This window comes from Pseudomonas sp. Emmai (assembly GCF_055179735.1).
Window position 1 is genome coordinate 225,590 of sequence record NZ_CM143685.1, and the last position, 18,206, is coordinate 243,795.

General features: G+C 61.8%; 10 protein-coding genes. 6 read left to right on the forward strand and 4 right to left on the reverse strand.

Annotation, left to right across the window (positions count from 1 at the left end):
- Positions 1 to 2: 2 nt before the first annotated feature.
- From ACY4LX_RS01030 to pbpC, 4 genes are all read left to right on the forward strand, one after another.
- Positions 3 to 623, forward strand: coding sequence for a lysophospholipid acyltransferase family protein (locus tag ACY4LX_RS01030; protein WP_149659353.1), 621 nt, complete (start codon positions 3 to 5; stop codon positions 621 to 623).
- A gap of 1 nt (position 624) precedes the next feature.
- Positions 625 to 1,557: a phosphatidate cytidylyltransferase gene (locus ACY4LX_RS01035; protein ID WP_149659352.1), complete on the forward strand. Its 933-nt coding sequence runs from the start codon at positions 625 to 627 to the stop codon at positions 1,555 to 1,557.
- A 78-nt stretch (positions 1,558 to 1,635) separates the two neighbouring features.
- Complete coding sequence (locus tag ACY4LX_RS01040) at positions 1,636 to 7,461, forward strand: alpha-2-macroglobulin (RefSeq protein WP_463258953.1); 5,826 nt, start codon at positions 1,636 to 1,638, stop codon at positions 7,459 to 7,461.
- Positions 7,462 to 7,478: 17 nt separating this feature from the next.
- Positions 7,479 to 9,776 (forward strand): penicillin-binding protein 1C, encoded by a 2,298-nt coding sequence (gene pbpC / locus ACY4LX_RS01045; protein WP_463258954.1) that lies wholly within the window; start codon positions 7,479 to 7,481, stop codon positions 9,774 to 9,776.
- Positions 9,777 to 9,847: 71 nt separating this feature from the next.
- Here pbpC and glmS read toward each other — a convergent pair whose 3' ends face one another.
- Together glmS and ACY4LX_RS01055 are read right to left on the reverse strand one after the other, a co-directional pair.
- Entirely contained in the window at positions 9,848 to 11,683 is a 1,836-nt protein-coding gene (gene glmS / locus ACY4LX_RS01050; protein WP_149659349.1) for a glutamine--fructose-6-phosphate transaminase (isomerizing), read from the reverse strand.
- Position 11,684: 1 nt separating this feature from the next.
- Positions 11,685 to 12,461 carry a DeoR/GlpR family DNA-binding transcription regulator gene (locus ACY4LX_RS01055; RefSeq protein WP_149659348.1) on the reverse strand — a complete coding sequence of 259 codons (777 nt, stop codon included), beginning with the start codon at positions 12,459 to 12,461 and terminating at the stop codon, positions 11,685 to 11,687.
- 199 nt (positions 12,462 to 12,660) lie between these two features.
- Here ACY4LX_RS01055 and shc point away from each other — a divergent pair, with 199 nt between their 5' ends.
- Together shc and idi are read left to right on the forward strand one after the other, a co-directional pair.
- Complete coding sequence (gene shc / locus ACY4LX_RS01060) at positions 12,661 to 14,589, forward strand: squalene--hopene cyclase (RefSeq protein WP_463258955.1); 1,929 nt, start codon at positions 12,661 to 12,663, stop codon at positions 14,587 to 14,589.
- A 3-nt stretch (positions 14,590 to 14,592) separates the two neighbouring features.
- On the forward strand, positions 14,593 to 16,164 hold the full coding sequence (idi, locus tag ACY4LX_RS01065) for an isopentenyl-diphosphate Delta-isomerase (RefSeq protein ID WP_463258956.1): 1,572 nt from the start codon (positions 14,593 to 14,595) through the stop codon (positions 16,162 to 16,164).
- 106 nt (positions 16,165 to 16,270) lie between these two features.
- On the opposite strand, the gene glmU is transcribed toward idi, so the two are convergent.
- Positions 16,271 to 17,638 carry a bifunctional UDP-N-acetylglucosamine diphosphorylase/glucosamine-1-phosphate N-acetyltransferase GlmU gene (gene glmU, locus ACY4LX_RS01070; protein ID WP_149659346.1) on the reverse strand — a complete coding sequence of 456 codons (1,368 nt, stop codon included), beginning with the start codon at positions 17,636 to 17,638 and terminating at the stop codon, positions 16,271 to 16,273.
- Positions 17,639 to 17,754: 116 nt separating this feature from the next.
- On the reverse strand, positions 17,755 to 18,180 hold the full coding sequence (locus tag ACY4LX_RS01075) for a F0F1 ATP synthase subunit epsilon (protein WP_149659345.1): 426 nt from the start codon (positions 18,178 to 18,180) through the stop codon (positions 17,755 to 17,757).
- Positions 18,181 to 18,206 lie beyond the last annotated feature (26 nt).

Below are 18,206 nucleotides of genomic sequence, written 5' to 3' on the forward strand. Positions count from 1 at the left end.
TTATGTTCGAACCTGTGGTCGCCACCCTCATCACCTCCATGGCCCGCACCGTCACCGGCGCCCGCAGCCTGTGGATGGGCTGCGCGCCGGAACCGGTGCAGCGGATTTATTTCGCCAACCACAGCAGCCACGGCGACTTCGTGCTGCTCTGGGCCTCGCTGCCGCCCGCCCTGCGCAAACTCACGCGCCCGGTGGCCGGCAGCGACTACTGGAACAAAAGCGCGGTACGCCGCTACATCATCAACCGGGTGTTCAACGGCGTGCTGATCGACCGCGAGCGCAAGGACCCTGTGGATAACCCTTTGCAGCCGATGCTCGACGCCCTGGCAACGGGTTATTCATTGATCATCTTCCCCGAAGGCACGCGCAACCCGGAAGACGGGCTGCTGCCGTTCAAAAGCGGCCTGTATCACCTGGCCAAAAGTTACCCACAGGCCCAGGTGATCCCGGTGTGGATCGCCAACCTCAACCGCGTCATGCCCAAGGGCCGGGTACTGCCGTTGCCGCTGCTGTGTACCACCAGTTTCGGCACGCCCCTGCAATTGGAAGAAGACGAGAGCAAAGAGCAGTTCCTGACACGCAGCCGCGACGCGCTGTTGGCCCTCGCCCCGGAGCATTCCTGACATGGATAGACAAACCCTGATGCTGTTCGGCGGGATCGGCCTGATTCTGGTGCTGGCGTCGCTGATCGGCCTGATCCTCAAGTTGCGCACCCGTGGCACACCGAATCCGGTGGTGGATAACCTCAACGCCCGCATCAATGCGTGGTGGGTGATGGTGGTGGTGATCGGCCTTGCCTTCTGGCTGGGCACCGGCGCGGTGATCCTGCTGTTCTACGCGGTGTCGTTCTACGCCCTGCGCGAATTCCTCACCCTCACACCGACCCGGCGCAGCGATTACCCGGCGCTGGTGGCCGCGTTTTACCTGGCGTTGCCGCTGCAATACCTGCTGATTTATTTCGATTGGTACGGCCTGTTTTCGATCTTTATCCCGGTTTATGTGTTTTTGCTGCTGCCGATCCTCGCCTCCCTGGGCGGCGACAGCACGCACTTCCTCGAACGGGCGTCGAAAGTGCAGTGGGGCTTGATGATCGCGGTGTTCTGCGTGTCGTTTGTGCCCGCCCTGCTGACCCTGGACATCGCCGGTTATGAAGGCCGCAACCTGCTGCTGATCGCTTACCTGGTGATCGTGGTGCAACTGTCGGACGTGTTGCAGTACGTGTGCGGCAAGCTGTTCGGCAAACACAAAATCGCGCCCAACCTGTCGCCGTCGAAAACCGTCGAAGGCTTTGTCGGCGGCGTGCTGCTGTCCTCGCTGATTGGCGCGGCGTTGTGGTGGACCACGCCGTTCAACCCGTGGCAGTCGTTCCTGATTGCCCTGCTGATCAACCTGCTGGGCTTTGCCGGCGGCATTGTGATGTCGGCGATCAAGCGCGATCGCGGCGTGAAGGATTGGGGGCACATGATCGAAGGCCACGGCGGGATGCTGGATCGGCTGGATTCGGTGTGTTTCGCGGCGCCGATCTTCTTTCATCTGGTGCGCTACTGGTGGACTTGAGAGCCTTGATCTAAAAGCCCCGTAACACTTTTCAGGTTCGCGTGTAGGATATGCCGCACTTTGCCAAGGATGCGCACCATGTTCGACACGTTCAAAAAAACCTGCCGCCGTTTTTTCGGTGTTTTTTTAAGCGTGATGGGTGCGCTTTTCAGCCTCATGGGCTGGCTGCTTAAAGCGGTCTTCGGCCAATGGCAGCCGCCGTCCTGGTTGGCTGCCCTCGGCAAACGCCTGGTTGCGTTGGGGCACAAGGCCCGGCCTTATCCAAAGCAGATTGCGGCGGCGGTGCTGGGTGTTGCCCTGCTGGTGGCGGCCGGTGTGTATGGCTGGCACTGGTATTCCCACCTGCCGCAACCGCACACCGTGACCTACTCGGTGCAATCGCCGAGCCTGACGAACTACGCCGTCACGCCGCCCACCGTCAACAACGTGCGAGTGCGCTTCACTGAATCCGTGGCGCCGTTGCAGGACATCGGTAAACCGGTCACCAAGGGCATCACCCTTAAACCCGCCGTCAAAGGCGTCTGGCGTTGGGAGGATGATCGCAATCTGGTGTTCACGCCGGAACAGGATTGGCCGATCAAGGCCGAATACAGCCTCGACCTCGCCAAGAAAGGCCTGCTGGCCGGCGGCGTGCTGCTGAACCAGTACGCCAGCAAGATAACCACGGACTCCTTCCGTGTGCGCCTGGTCCAGAACGAGCTGTATCAAGACCCGGTCAACCCGACGCTGAAGCAGCAAGCCGCAACCTTTGGCTTCACCCATCCGGTGGACGAAGACAGCGTGCGCAAACGCGTGACCGTCACCCTTGGCAAAGGCCTGGCCTACCGCGACGCCCAGGCCCCGAACAAGCCTGAAATCACCTTCGACGAACACAAGCTCAACGTCTACGTCCGCTCCGCCGCCCTCGCCACTCCGCTGGAAAGCGTGGCGGTGACGATCAAGCTCGATGAAGGCATCAAGGCCCGGGACGGCGGCAATGCCAGCCCTGCTCCGCTGAGCGCTGAAGTCACCGTACCCGGCCGCTATCGCCTGACCTTCGGCAACGCCGACGTGCAGTTTGTCGACAACGAACGCGGCGAGCCGGAACCGGTGCTGATGTTCAGCAGTTCCAGCGCCGTGGCCGATGAAATGCTGGCCGGCAAGGTGCAAGCCTGGCTGCTGCCGGAAAAACCCGCCGACGATCAAACGCCCTGGTACGGCCAGGACATCGACGAAAAGCTGCTGGCCCGCAGCACCAAGGTCGCGCTGACCCACGTACCGAGCATCGAACCGCTCAACACCCAGCACGCCTTCAAGTTCAAGGCGCCGGCGGGGCGTGCGTTGTACATCCGCGTCCCGGCCAACCTCGAAGCCATCGGCGGTTACCTGGCGAAGAATCCGACGGTGTCGCTGGTCAGCATGCCGGCCTACCCGCGCAGTTTGCGGTTCCTGTCCGACGGCGCACTGCTGAGCCTCACCGGCGAGAAACGCCTGGGCTTCATGTCCCGTGGCGTGCCCGGCGCCCATGTGGAAATCGCCCGTTTGCTGCCCAACCAGTTGCAACACCTGGTGGACCAGAGCAGCGGCAGCTTCGCCCGGCCCAATTTCAGCAATGACTATTTCGACCGGATGGTCGAGCGCATGTCCCTGGACATCCCGCTGAACGCCGCCGACCCGTCGAAAACCGTCTACGACAACGTCGACCTCAGCCGCTACCTCAACGCCAATGGCGGGCGCCGGGGGATTTTCGTGCTGAAGCTGAGCGCCCAGGATGATCAGGCCGAGCGCACCTTCGACCGCTACTCCGAGAGCACCACCAGCGACTTGCGCTTCATTGTGGTCACGGACCTGGGGATCATCGCCAAGCGATCCAGCGACGGCAGCCACGATGTCTACGTGCAATCCATCGGCAACGGCTCGCCGGTGAGCGAAGCTCAGGTCGACATCATCGGCCGCAACGGTTTGCCCGTGAGCAGCGGCAAAACCGACGCCGAGGGTCACGTGCACTTCGCCAAGCTCGATGAGTTGCGCCGTGAGAAAACCCCGTTGATGTACGTGGTGACCCGTGGCAACGACCAATCCTTCCTGCCGATTGCCCGCCAGTCCCAGCAACTGGACCTGTCGCGTTTCGACATCGGCGGCCTGGAAGAAGACGGCGCCACCGAGCGCCTGAGCGCATACCTGTTTACCGACCGTGGCCTCTATCGTCCCGGCGAAACGGCGCACTTGGGCATGATCGTCCGTAGTGGCAACTGGAAAGGTGGTTTGCAAGGCCTGCCGGTGGAACTGAAAATCCTCGACCCACGGGGCATGGAAGTCATTCGCCAGCCGCTCAAACTGTCGGCTTCGGGCTTTGAAAGCTTTGATTTCCCCAGCAGCGAAGTGGCACCCGCCGGGGACTACACCGCGACCCTGCAATTGATCGGCGAGAAGCAGTCGCGTACCGACCTGGGCAGCGTCAGTTTCAAGGTCCGCGATTTCGAGCCGGACCGCATGAAGGTCAGCCTGACCCTGCACGACACGCCTGTTGTCGGCTGGATCCCGCCCGAGCAAGTGGTGGCCAAGGTCACCGCCCTGCACCTGTTCGGCGCCCCGGCCACGGGCCGGCGTGTAACGGCAAAAATGTCCCTGAACCCGACGGCGGCGGCGTTTGATCGTTACCCGGATTATCGCTTCCACCTGCGCGATGCCCTGGAAGAAGCCAGTTCCGAAGACCTGGCGGAAGCCGAGGCCGACGACAACGGTCAAGCGGTGCTCGACCTCGACCTGCAACGCTTCGCCAACAGCACCTATCGCCTGCAAGTCATGACCCAGGTCTACGAGGCCGAAGGTGGCCGCAACGTTGCGGCCCAAAGCAGCCTGCTGGTGTCTTCCGCGCCGTATCTGGTGGGCGTGACCAGCCCGGATGCCCTCAGCTATGTCGCCAAGGACGCCCCACGCCAGGTGCAATGGCTGGCCATCGCGCCGGACCTCACGCCACGGGCGGTGGATGGCCTGAGCACCGAGCTGGTGGAACACCGCTACGTTTCGGTCCTGGTCAAACAAGCCAACGGCACGTTCAAATACGAATCGCGGATCAAGAACATCAGCCAACCTGCCGTGCCCCTGACCCTGGGCAAGGCCGGCGCCAAGCAGACGCTGAACACCGCCACCCCGGGCGATTACACCCTGCAATTGAAGGACCCGAGCGGCAACGTCATCAACGCCATCGACTACAGCGTCGCCGGGCGTGCCAACACCTCGCGCTCCCTGGAGCGCAACGCCGAACTGCAACTGCGCCTGGACAAGCGCAGCTACGCCACCGGCGACGAGATTGCGATCAGCATTCGCGCGCCTTACACCGGCGCCGGGCTGATCACCATCGAACGCGACAAGGTCTACACCCAGCAATGGTTCAAGGCCGACAGCACCAACAGCGTTCAACACATCCGCGTGCCGGCCGGGATTGAAGGCAACGCCTACATCAACGTGCAATTCGTGCGGGACATCGGTTCGTCCGAGGTCTACATGAGCCCGTTGTCTTACGGCGTGGTGCCGTTCAGCATCAACCTCGATGCACGGCGCATGGCGCTGAAGGTCGAAGGCCCGGCGAAAATCGAGCCGGGGCAAGTACTGGATATCAAGGTCACGGCGGACCGGCCTTCCCGTGCCGTGGTTTACGCGGTGGACGAAGGCATCCTGCAAGTCGCGCGCTACAAGGCGCCGGACCCGCTGGCCTTCTTCTTCCAGAAACGCGCGCTGGAGGTCAACACCAGCCAGATCCTTGACCTGATCCTGCCGGAATTCAGCCGCTTGCTCAGCGGCGCGGCACCGGGCGGCGATACCGAAAACGCCCTGGCCTCGCACCTCAACCCGTTCAAGCGCAAACACCAGCCACCCGTGGCCTGGTGGTCGGGGCTGATCGACCTGCCGGCGGGTGAAACCGTGCTGCATTACCAGGTACCGGACAGCTTCAACGGCAAATTGCATCTGTTCACCGTGGCCGTGGATGCCGACAGCGTCGGTGTCAGCGAGGCCGCCACCGAAGTGCGCGGGCCGCTGGTGATCACGCCGAACGTGCCGGCGTTTGTCGCGCCGGGCGATGTGTTCAGCGTCAGCGCCGGGGTGTTCAGCAACCTCGACACGGCCGCCAAGGTGAAATTCGAGCTGCAAACCAGCAGCGGCCTGAAAGTCGAAGGCGCTCAGGACAACACCCTGGAGCTGCAACCGCGCAAGGAAGGCGTGGCGCAGTTCCGCATCAAGGTCCTGGAAAACCTCGGCTCGGCGGACCTGCGCTTTATCGCGGTGCTGCCGGACGGCAAACGGATCCAGGTCGCCGAAACCACGTCGATCCGCCCGTTGACCGAACACCGGGTCGCCCTGAGCCTCGGCCGTTTCGACAGCGCCAGTAAAGAGCTGAAGCCGACTCGCGACCTGTTCGGGCAACTGCGCAATGTGCAAGTGGGTGTCGCCGCCTCGCCGCTGGTCTGGGCCAATGGCCTCAAGCATTACCTGGATGACTACGGGTACGCCTGCACCGAGCAATGGGTGTCCAAGGCCATGCCGGCGTTGATCTGGGGTGGCACCGCACCCGAGGCCGAACAAGCCTTTACCGGCGCGGTACGGATGCTGCGTCAGCGGCAGAATCAGGCCGGTGGTTTTGGTCTGTGGGCCGCCAACCCGGACGTTGCGCCTTACGCCAGCCTGTACGCCACTGACTTCCTGATCGAAGCCAAGGAACGTGGCCTGGCCGTGCCGGAAGATCTGCTGGTGCGCGCCAATGCCTACCTCACCGACCTGGCCAACGGCCCGAGCGAAGGTTTGGCCGAACTGCGCAACCGCGCCTACGCCAGCTACTTGCTGAGCCGTCAGGGGATTCTGGTCAGCGGCGCGGTGAGTGATATCCGCGAGCGTTACGAAACCTACTTCAAAGCCACCTGGACCAACGACCTGGGCGCCGCTTACCTCGCCGCCAGCTACAAATTGCTCAAGCAGGATCGCCAGGCCGACGCGCTGTTCCGCAAGATCCCGTGGCGCTCCGTCGCCGATGCCTGGGACAGCGACGGTCTGTATTACGACCCGCTGGTGCATGACGCCGAGCACCTGCATTTGCTCAGCCGCCATTTCCCCGAGTTGCTGGACGATGTGCCGGTGGCCTTGCTCGATAAACTCGGCAAACGCCTCAACGAGCAGCGCTACAACTCGCTGTCCGCCGCGCTGTTGTTGCGTGGCCTGGACAACTACGGCCAGCGTGCGCAAACCGACATGACCCTCAAGGCCTCGGCCTGGTTGGGCGACAAGCAGCAACAACTGTTGGAAATGGCCGGTCAACCGCCCCGCGCGCCCGTACCGGTCGGCACGAAGAAACTGCTGCTGGAAAAAACCGACGGCCCGGCGGCGTTCTACATGTTCAGTGAGGCCGGGTTCGATCGCGGCACCCTCAAGCCGATCAGCAATGGCCTGGAGATCATCCACGAATACCTCGACCTGGACGGCAAAGCGGTCAGCCAGGTGAGTGTCGGCGATGAGTTCCTGGTGCGCTTGCGGTTGCGCGCGACCGATCGCGACCAGGTGCAGCAAGTGGCTGTGGTCGATTTGCTGCCGGGCGGGGTCGAGCCGGTGTATCGCCTGCCACCGGAACCGAAAGCCGCCAGCGAGGAGGACGATGAGTCGCAATACAGCGACGACAGCGAAGAAGCCGAGGCCTGGCAACCTCCGGTCGGTGAAAGCGCGTTGAGCGACTGGTCGCCAAGCTACATCGATGTGCGTGATGATCGCGTGGTGTTCTACGGTACGGCGCGGCGCGATGTCGGCACGTTCGTCTACCGGGTACGCGCCACCAACGCCGGGACCTTCAAGACGCCACCGGCCTACGCTGAAGGCATGTACGAAACCACCCTGCAGGGCCGAGGCAAAGTCGGTCAGCTGGAAATCGTCAAACCTTGAGAACACCGGGGCGACGCTTGAAACCCCTGCTGGCCGTTGGATTGGCGGTGGGGGCGACGTTGCTGGGGCTGAGGCTGTGGCCCCATGCGCCGCTGAGCGAAACTACGTCATCGTCACGCCAGGTGTTGGCGGACGATGGCTCGCTGCTGCGCATGACCCTGGCCGCCGATTGCCAATATCGGCTTTGGCTGCCACTGGAGCGCCTCTCGCCGACGTTGGTTGAAGCACTGCTGCTCAAGGAAGACCGCAATTTCTTCTGGCATCCGGGGATCAATCCGCCCGCCCTGCTGCGCGCGGCCAGCGCCACGTACAGCGGTGGCCAGCGTCAGGGCGGCTCGACGCTGAGCATGCAACTGGCGCGGCGCCTGTGGGACCTCAACACTCGGCAGATCCCCGGCAAGCTGCAACAAATGGCCCTGGCCCTGTGGCTGGAGGCGCGCTACAGCAAGCACGAGATTCTTGAGGCCTACCTCAATCTGGCGCCCATGGGCGGCAACATCGAAGGCGCCGAAGCGGCGAGCCGGATTTACTTCGGCAAACCGGCGGCGCAGTTGTCGTTGTCCGAAGCCCTGGCGCTGGCGGTGATTCCCCAGCAACCGGGTCGCCGCGCCAGTTTCGGGCCGTCGTTGCAGAACGCGCGGCTGCGCTTGATGGCGCAGTGGCGCGACACTTATCCCGACGACCCACGCAACAGCAGTTTGCTGGAGCTGCCGCTGGAAGCACGCAACCGCCAGCAGATTCCGTTTCTGGCGCCGCATTTGAGCGAGCAATTACTGGCGGCCCAGACTGGCAACGAGCTCAACAGCACATTGAATCTGCCGTTGCAGCAGCTACTGGAACGGCTGATCGGCGGATTTATTGCCGAGCGCAAAAGCACCGGTGTCGAAAACGCCACCGCGATCCTGATCGACAGCCGCGACCAGAGCGTCAAGGCCCTGGTCGGCTCGGCGGATTACTTATCCACAGCCCTGCACGGGCAGGTCAACGGCATTCTGGCGCGACGCTCGCCGGGTTCGACCCTCAAGCCGTTTCTTTACGGGCTGGCGTTGGACCAGGGGCTGATCCACCCGATGAGCATCCTCAAGGACATGCCGAGCAGCTTCGGCTACTTCCAGCCGGAAAATTTCGACGGCAGTTATATCGGTCCGTTGACCGCCCGCGATGCCTTAATCCGCAGCCGTAATATTCCGGCGGTGTGGCTGGCCAGCCAGGTCAAATCCCCATCGTTGTACGGTTTTTTGCAGCAAGCCGGGATCAAGGGGATGCGCGGCGAAAGCCATTACGGTCTGGCCCTGGCCTTGGGCGGCGGCGAGATGACACCCGAGGAGTTGGCGCGGCTGTACCTGATGTTGGCGGGCGATGGGCATTTGCGGCCCCTGCGTTATCTGCGCGAACAACCGCAATGCAGCGGCGATGCCTTGCTGACGCCGCAAGCTGCGTTCATGGTCCGCGACATGCTGCGGCGTAACCCGCGCCCCGATGGCCTGCCCGCCGACAGCCGTGGCCGCCACTGGCGCACCGCGTGGAAAACCGGCACCTCGTGGGGTTTTCACGATGCCTGGAGCGCCGGCATCGTCGGGCCCTACGTGTTGGTGGTGTGGGTCGGCAATTTCGACGGCCGTCCCAACTCGGCGTTTATCGGCGCCAAAACTGCAGCACCGCTGTTCTTTCGCATCGCCGACGCCCTGCCGCTGGCCTTGCCCACGGTGGCGGATCGCGTCGACAAACCGCCCGCGGGCCTCAAGCGCATCGACATCTGCGCAGCTTCCGGCGAGTTGCCCAACCGCTGGTGCCCATTGACGCGCAAAACCTGGTACGTCCCCGGCGTCTCGCCGATCCGCGTGTCCAACCTGCATCGCCCGGTGCTGATCGACACCCGCACCGGCAAAGCCGCCTGCGCGCCATTCGACCCGCAATACACCCGCGAAGAAGTCTTCGAGTTCTGGCCCAGCGACGTGCAACGCCTGTACCGCGCCGCCGGCCTGCCCCGGCGCACACCGCCCAACGTGGTCAAGAACTGCCAGCCCAACCCCAGCGGCGATCAGAGCGAAGCGCCGCAAATCCGCTCGCCACTCACCCAGGTCAGCTATCAGCTGCGGCTTTCCCAACCACAGGACAGCCTCTCCCTGAGCGCGAATGCGGCCAGTGATGCAGTGAACCTCTATTGGTTTGCCGACCAGACCCTCATCGGCCAAGGCCCGCCGCAGACCGCGCTGAATTGGCGGCCGGGCAAGTCCGGGGTATATCAGTTGCGCGTCAGTGATGATCAGGGGCGAAGCGCGACGAGAGGGCTGCGCGTGGAGTTTGTGCCTTGAGCGACTGTATTAAACAGCCGCTCGATTAAGGCACTGCGCAGCAACCTCTATCCGTAACGTCTGTGGATAACTTATTCCACCGTCACCGACTTCGCCAGGTTGCGCGGCTGGTCGACGTCTGTGCCTTTCAACACCGCGACGTAGTACGACAGCAATTGCAGCGGGATGGTGTAGAGGATCGGCGACAGGATGTCGTGGATGTGCGGCATCTGTACCACGTGAGTGCCTTCGCCATTGGTCATGCCGGCCTTTTCGTCCGCGAAGACGATCAGCTCGCCACCCCGGGCGCGGACTTCCTGGAGGTTGGATTTCAACTTCTCCAGCAATTCGTTGTTCGGCGCCACGGTGACCACGGGCATGTCGTTATCCACCAGCGCCAACGGGCCGTGTTTCAGTTCGCCGGCCGGGTAGGCTTCGGCGTGGATGTAGGAGATCTCTTTGAGTTTCAGAGCCCCTTCCATCGCCACCGGGTATTGCGCGCCGCGCCCCAGGAACAAAGTGTGGTTCTTGTCGGCGAACAGCTCGGCGATTTTTTCCACGGTGCTGTCCATGGCCAGGGCTTCGCCCAGACGGGTCGGCAGGCGACGCAGTTCTTCGACCAGCGTGGCTTCGACGCCTGGGGCCAACGTACCGCGGACCTGACCGAGGGACAGGGTCAGCAGCAACAGGCCAACCAACTGCGTGGTGAAGGCTTTGGTCGAGGCCACGCCGATTTCGCGACCGGCCTGGGTCAGCAAAGTCAGGTCGGACTCACGCACCAGCGAGCTGATGCCGACGTTGCAGATGGCCAGGCTGGCGAGGAAGCCCAGTTCCTTGGCATTGCGCAGGGCCGCCAGGGTGTCGGCGGTTTCGCCGGACTGAGAGATGGTCACGAACAGGCTGTCGGGTTGCACCACGACTTTGCGGTAGCGGAATTCGCTGGCGACTTCGACCTGGCACGGAATCCCGGCCAGCTCTTCGAGCCAGTAACGGGCAACCATGCCGGCGTGGTAGCTGGTGCCGCAGGCAACGATCTGCACGTTGCGCACTTTGGCGAACAGCTCGGGCGCCTCTGGACCGAAGGCTTGCACCAACACTTGTTGCTGGCTCAAACGCCCTTCCAGGGTGCGTTGCACCACCGTGGGTTGCTCGTGGATTTCCTTGAGCATGAAGTGGCGGTACTCGCCCTTCTCGGCGGATTCGGCGTTGTCGCCATACTGCACCGCTTCGCGCTCAACGGCTTTGCCGTCGATGTCCCAGATCTGCACGCTGTCGCGGCGAATCTCGGCGATATCGCCTTCTTCCAGGTACATGAAGCGGTCAGTGACCTGACGCAGGGCCAATTGGTCGGAGGCGAGGAAGTTTTCCCCCAGGCCCAGGCCAATCACCAGCGGGCTGCCACTGCGGGCGGCGACCAGGCGATCCGGCTGATCGGCGCTGATCACCGCCAGGCCATAAGCACCGTGCAGCTCTTTAACGGTGGCTTTGAGGGCCACGGTCAGGTCGTGCAGGTCTTTGAGTTTATGCGCCAGCAGGTGGGCAATGACTTCGGTGTCGGTGTCCGAGGTGAACACGTAACCCTGGGCTTTCAATTGCTCACGCAGGGCTTCGTGGTTTTCGATGATGCCGTTGTGCACAACGGCCAGGTTCTGCCCGGAGAAGTGCGGGTGGGCGTTGCGTTCGCACGGTGCGCCATGGGTGGCCCAGCGGGTGTGGGCGATGCCCAGGCGACCGATCAGCGGTGTCTCGGCGAGGGCTTGATCCAGCTCGCTGACCTTGCCCGGACGGCGCAGGCGATCAAGGATCCCGTCATTGGTGAATACCGCCACGCCCGCGCTGTCATAGCCCCGGTATTCGAGGCGCTTCAGCCCTTCGAGCAGGATGGCGGTGATGTTACGTTCTGCGACGGCGCCGACAATTCCACACATGCTATTTCTCCTGACTGACAGCCGCGAGGATCAAATTGATACCGCGAGCCTGAATCTGATCCCGTGCCTCAAGTGGCAGGCGATCATCGGTAATAAGGGTATGGACGCTGCTCCAGGGCAGTTCCAGGTTGGGAATCTTGCGACCGATCTTGTCGGCTTCGACCATCACCACCACTTCCCGGGCGACTTCAGCCATCACGCGGCTCAAGCCCAGCAATTCGTTGAAGGTGGTGGTGCCACGGACCAGATCGATGCCATCGGCACCGATGAACAACTGGTCGAAGTCGTAAGAGCGTAGTACCTGCTCGGCGACCTGCCCCTGAAAGGACTCGGAATGCGGGTCCCAGGTGCCGCCGGTCATCAACAGCACCGGTTCGTGCTCCAACTCGCTCAGGGCGTTGGCCACATTCAGGGAATTGGTCATCACCACCAGGCCCGGCTGCTGGCCGAGTTCCGGGATCATGGCGGCGGTGGTGCTGCCGCTGTCGATGATGATCCGCGCATGCTCGCGAATCCGCAGCACGGCGGCACGCGCGATGGCTTGTTTGTACTTGGACACCGGTTGGCCGAGGTCAGCCACCAGTTCCTGGGGCATGGTGATCGCGCCACCGTAACGGCGCAGCAGCAGGCCATTGCTCTCAAGGGCGGCGAGGTCCTTGCGGATCGTCACTTCCGAAGTCTCGAAGCGCTTGGCCAACTCGTCCACGCTGACTTCCCCCTGCTCGGTGAGCAAGGCGAGGATGTTGTGGCGGCGTTGTGGTGTATTGCGCTTCGACATGGGCTGATAAGTTTCGATTCGAAAGATAACGAAAGCAATCAGAACCTATTGGCGAAACTTCGTCAAGGGGGGGTTTGAGGCGTCGAGGGACGATTTCTAAGATGACCATTCATCGCAACTGTTATTTTTGACAGTTACAACGCCCGGGCAATGACGTTTTTAATCTGCGTAGGTACCGCCACGACCAGAGCCTCCCTCAATGAACACTCGCGTTAAAGACGTACTGGACAACGCCTTGAGCGCCCTGCTGGGCAAACAGCAAGCCGACGGCCATTGGGTCTTCGAGTTCGAGGCCGATGCGGGGATAACCGCTGAATATGTGTTGCTGATGCATTTCCTGGGCGAATCCCTTGAACCCACCTTGCAAACCAGGCTCGCGCGCTACTTGCGAGACCGGCAACAGGCAGAAGGCGGATGGTCGTTACTGCAAGGAGGCCGTTTTAACCTCAATGCCAGTGTCAAAACCTACTTTGCGCTCAAGCTGCTCGGACATACGAAGGACGAGCCGCACATGCAACGTGCTAGCACGCTTATTCGCCAGCACGGCGGGGCCGCTAACTGCAACGTGGTCACCCGCATCTGGCTCGCCTTGTACAACGTCATCCCCTGGCGTGTATTGCCCCTGATTCCCGTGGAAGTGATGTTGCTGCCACGCTGGTTTCCGTTTCATCTGTCGAAGATTTTCTGCATCCCTCGCCTGTTCACGGTGGCTGTTTCCGTGTTGCAGGTCTTGCGGCCCACGGCGCGTAATCCCCAAGACGTCGGCATCACCGAGCTGTTTATCCACCCGGCAAACGAAACCACTCCATTACCCCGGGCCCCCCACCAAAACCGGGCCTGGTTTGTCTGTTTTTCCGCGATCGATCGTCTTTTGCACCGCATCGATCCGTGGCGTCCCAAGGGCCGACGTAAAAAAGCGTTGGATACAGCGGTGGCGTACGTGACCGGACAGCTCAATGGCGAAGATGGCTACGGCGCAACGCTGCCGACCATCGCGATCAGCTTGATCATGCTTCAGGCCCTGGGTTATCCCCGTGACCATCGCGCGATGCAAACGGCGCGTAGAGCCTGCGAAAAACTGTTGGTGGTGACCGAGCAGCAGGCTTACTGCCAACCATGCGTGTCGCCCGTCTGGGACACGGCATGGGCCTGTCAGGCATTGCTGGAAACCGGCAATCGCCGGGGATGGGAGGCGGCAGTGCGCGGCATCGACTGGCTCAAGCAACGGCAGATACTCGACGTGTACGGGGGCTGGGCGGTGACCAGGCCTCACCTGCGTCCCGGCGGCTGGGCGTTTCAATACGTGTTGCCCAACCATCCCGATGTCGACGACGCCGCTCTGGTCGCGACCGTCATGCACAAGGCCATGCAGGTCGTTCCCGGTGCTGACTACGGCGAGTCGATTGCCCGGGCACAGGAATGGATAAAGGGTATGCAAGGTCGCCATGGCGGCTGGGGCGCCTACGAGGCTGACAACACCCAGTATTACCTCAACAGTATTCCCTTTGCCGAACACGGCATGATGATTGATCATCCCACCGCCGATGTCAGCGGCCGCTGCCTGGCGCTGCTCGGGCAACTGGGTGCAACCCCGGTCTGCGATGACATCACGGGCAAGGCACTGAATTACCTGCTGGCGGAGCAGGAAACGAATGGCAGTTGGTACGGGCGATGGGGCATCAACTTCATCTATGGCACCTGGTCGGTGCTGGAGGGGCTTGCCGCCATGGGTTACGACACCCAGTCATCGGCTGTTCAAAAGGCTCGCCACTGGCTGATCCTGAGGCAGAACGAGGACGGAGGCTGGGGCGAAGATGCTTGCGGCTATTCCCTGGATCACCCACGCCATCAGCCTTCGGTCAGCACCCCATCCCAAACGGCATGGGCCTTATTGGGATTAATGGCGGCCGGTGCCGTGGAGCATCCCGTCACGGCAAAAGGCATTGAATACTTGCTCAAGGCGCAAAAAAACGAGGGCACCTGGACAGACCCGCATGCCACGGGCACCGGTGTACCTCGGGTGCTTTACACGACGTATCACGGATACGGTTTGTACTTTCCAATGTGGGCCCTGGCACGCTACTGCACGTTGCGCCAGGCCCGGACTCCAGCGACTGAGGTGATTTGAAGCATGGAAGAATCACTGATTCTGGTGGATCGCAATGATCAGCAAATCGGCACCGGTCACAAGTTGCCCATTCACCGCGAAGGGCTGCTGCATCGCGCGTTCTCGCTCTTCATCTTTGATGGCCAAGGGCGGTTGATGCTGCAGCAGCGCGCGCTGAGCAAATACCACTCCGGGGGCCTGTGGACCAACTCATGTTGTGGCCACCCGCGCCCGGGCGAGAGCACCGCCCAAGCGGCTCACCGCCGGCTTGGGGAGGAAATGGGCTTCGATTGCCCGCTGGAAGAAGTCACGACCCTGATTTACAAGTCTGAAGTCCCGGGGGATCTGATCGAGCACGAGTTCGATCATATTTTCATCGGTCGGTTTGACGGCGAACCCGAGGTAAACCCGGAGGAAGCCGCGCAATGGCGGTGGATTGAAACATCCGAGTTATTGCAGTGGATCGATGCCGAGCCCGAAGCCTTCACCGTCTGGTTCAAGACCATCCTGAGCGCCCCGGCCTGCCAGCTCGAACAATGGCGATTACGGGCACAGTCCGACGCCTATGTTGACCCGACCCGTTATCAGGACGAGATCCTCACCCGGGTATCGCGCAGTTTTGCCCTGACCATCCCCCAGTTGCCGCCCGAACTTTACCCGGTGGTGACCAACGCCTACTTGCTCTGTCGGATCGCCGATACCATCGAAGATGAACCCGGCCTCACGGCCCGGCAGAAACGCCAGTACGAAAATGCGTTCCTGAATGTTGTATCAGGCGAGGCGGATGCCCAGGCCTTCAGTGATGATCTGAGTGAGCACCTGACGGATCAGACCCTTCAGGCTGAACACGACCTGGTCCGCCATCTGCCACAGATGTTGACGATATTCCACGCCCTGCGCCCTTTTCAGCAGGAGGCGATCCTGCAGTGCCTCAGCGTGATGACCCAGGGCATGAGCGAATTTCAGGAGAATGCCGGCGTGCAGGGTTTGGACACCTCTGAGCAGCTGGACCGTTATTGCTACTGTGTGGCTGGTGTCGTGGGAAAGCTGCTGACAGAGCTGTTCATCGATTTTGAACCCGCCCTGCTGCCCCAGCGAGCGAACCTGCATCGGCTGGCCCTTTCCTTTGGCATGGGCCTGCAGTTGACCAATATCCTCAAGGATCAGTGGGACGACCGTTTACGGGGCGCCTGCTGGCTGCCTCGGGACCTGCTCGCCAAGCATGGTGTCCAGTTCACACAGCTCAAGGCCGGGCACAACGATCCACTTTATGCACAGGCCGTTGCGGAGCTGATTGGCACCGCCCATTCCCATTTGCAGCGGGCGCTGCAATACGCCCTGCTCATACCGGCCAGGCATACGGGTATTCGGCGTTTTCTGCTGTGGAACATTGGCCTGGCGCTGTTGACCCTGCGTAACGTCCATAAAAATCCGCTCAGGCCGGTCAAAGTGTCCCACGCCGGTGTCGCGTGGATCATGCTGCTGACACGACTGTCCCAGCGCTCGGATTCGGGCTTGCGCATGCTCTACAAAATCGCTTCGCGCGCACTGCCAGTGACCCCGCTGGAAGCCGGGTGGAACACCACCTGTGGATAACCCATAAAAAAGATCGCAGCCTTCGGCTGCTCCTACACGGGATACGTATCACCCTGTGGGAGCTGCCGAAGGCTGCGATCTTTTTATTTTACGAGCTGTGGATAACTCAGCTCTTCTTGATTTTTTCCGGCCGCTTCCAGCCATCTATGTTCTTCTGCCGCGCCCGGCCTACAGCCAACTGCGCGTTATCCACATTCTGCGTGATGGTCGAACCCGCCGCAGTGGTTGCGCCGGACGAGATATCCACAGGCGCTACCAACGAGTTGTTGGAGCCGATGAACACATCTTCACCCAGCACGGTTTTCCATTTGTTCGCGCCGTCGTAGTTGCAGGTAATGGTGCCGGCGCCGATGTTGGTGCGCGCGCCGATTTCGGCATCGCCCAGGTACGTCAGATGACCGGCCTTGGCGCCTTCGCCCATATGCGCGTTTTTCAGCTCGACGAAGTTACCCACATGGGCCCGCGCCTCAAGCACGGTACCCGGACGCAAACGGGCGAACGGGCCGGCATCGCTGCCCTCGCCCAGAATCGCGCCTTCGATGTGACTGTTGGCCTTGATCACCACGCCTTTACGCAGGGTGCTGTCCTTGATCACACAGTTCGGGCCGATGACCACGTCGTCTTCGATCACGACGTTGCCTTCGAGAATCACGTTGATGTCGATCAGCACGTCGCGACCGACAGTCACTTCACCGCGCACATCGAAGCGAGCCGGATCGCGCAGGGTTACGCCCTGGGCCATTAACCGGCGACCGGCGCGCAACTGATAGTGACGCTCCAGTTCCGCGAGTTGCTTGCGGTCGTTGGCGCCCTGCACTTCCATGGCGTCATGGGGTTGTTCGGTAGCCACCACCAGACCATCGCTGACGGCCATGGCAATCACGTCGGTCAGGTAGTACTCGCCCTGGGCATTGTTGTTGGAGAGCCGGCTCATCCAGTCGCCCAGACGCTCAAACGGCACCGCCAGAATCCCGGTGTTGCCTTCGGTGATCTTGCGCTCGTCTTCATTGGCGTCTTTCTGCTCGACGATGGCGGCGACCTTGCCGTCGGCATCACGCACGATACGGCCGTAACCGGTCGGGTCGGTCAGCTCTACGGTGAGTAAGCCCAGTTGCTGCGGCGTCACCTGCTTGAGCAGGCGTTGCAGGGTTTCGACTTCGATCAGAGGCACGTCGCCGTAAAGGATCAGCACGGTATCGGATTTGATAAATGGTACGGCCTGGGCCACGGCATGCCCGGTGCCCAGTTGCTTGTCCTGCAACACGAAATTCAGGTCATCCGCTGCCAGGCGTTCACGCACGGCGTCGGCGCCGTGGCCGATCACCACATGGATGCGCTGTGGATCAAGTTGCCGGGCGCTGTGGATAACATGGCCCAGCATCGAGTTGCCGGCAATCGGGTGCAACACCTTGGGCAACGCCGAGCGCATGCGAGTGCCTTGGCCGGCAGCGAGGATTACGATTTCAAGAGACATGACTGGCTACCAATCCTGGGTGGTCAGCAATTGCGACCGGGTTATGAACATCGGAAAAGAAAAAAGGGTAGCCGAGGCTACCCTTTTTAATCAATCACACAACAAGCACCGGCCTATTAGTGGCCGAACTTCTTGCGGATCTGCTGGACGGTGCGCAGCTGAGCTGTCGCCTCGGCCAGACGTGCGGCAGCAGAACCGTAATCGAATTCTGCGCCACGTTCATGCAAGGCCTTCTCGGCAGCCTTAACGGCTTCCTGAGCGGAGGCTTCATCCAGGTCGGCAGCACGTTGCACGGTGTCGGCAAGAACCTTGACCATGTTCGGCTGAACCTCGAGGAAACCACCGGAGATGTAGAACACCTCGGTTTCCCCGCCCTGCTTGATCAGGCGGATCGGGCCTGGCTTGAGATTAGTGATCAGCGGCGCGTGACCCAGGGCGATACCAAGATCACCCAGTGCACCGTGCGCAATCACCATCTCGACCAGGCCGGAAAAGATTTCCCCTTCCGCGCTGACGATATCGCAATGGACTGTCATAGCCATCTGATTGCCTCAACCTAAATTAGCGC

Coding starts and splice junctions, on each gene's coding strand:
- ACY4LX_RS01030 (WP_149659353.1), top strand. CDS start 3: ATGTTCGAACCTGTGGTCGCCACCCTCATCACCTCCATGGCCCGCACC.
- ACY4LX_RS01035 (WP_149659352.1), top strand. CDS start 625: ATGGATAGACAAACCCTGATGCTGTTCGGCGGGATCGGCCTGATTCTG.
- ACY4LX_RS01040 (WP_463258953.1), top strand. CDS start 1,636: ATGTTCGACACGTTCAAAAAAACCTGCCGCCGTTTTTTCGGTGTTTTT.
- glmS (WP_149659349.1), bottom strand. CDS start 11,683: ATGTGTGGAATTGTCGGCGCCGTCGCAGAACGTAACATCACCGCCATC.
- ACY4LX_RS01055 (WP_149659348.1), bottom strand. CDS start 12,461: ATGTCGAAGCGCAATACACCACAACGCCGCCACAACATCCTCGCCTTG.
- shc (WP_463258955.1), top strand. CDS start 12,661: ATGAACACTCGCGTTAAAGACGTACTGGACAACGCCTTGAGCGCCCTG.
- idi (WP_463258956.1), top strand. CDS start 14,593: ATGGAAGAATCACTGATTCTGGTGGATCGCAATGATCAGCAAATCGGC.
- glmU (WP_149659346.1), bottom strand. CDS start 17,638: ATGTCTCTTGAAATCGTAATCCTCGCTGCCGGCCAAGGCACTCGCATG.
- ACY4LX_RS01075 (WP_149659345.1), bottom strand. CDS start 18,180: ATGGCTATGACAGTCCATTGCGATATCGTCAGCGCGGAAGGGGAAATC.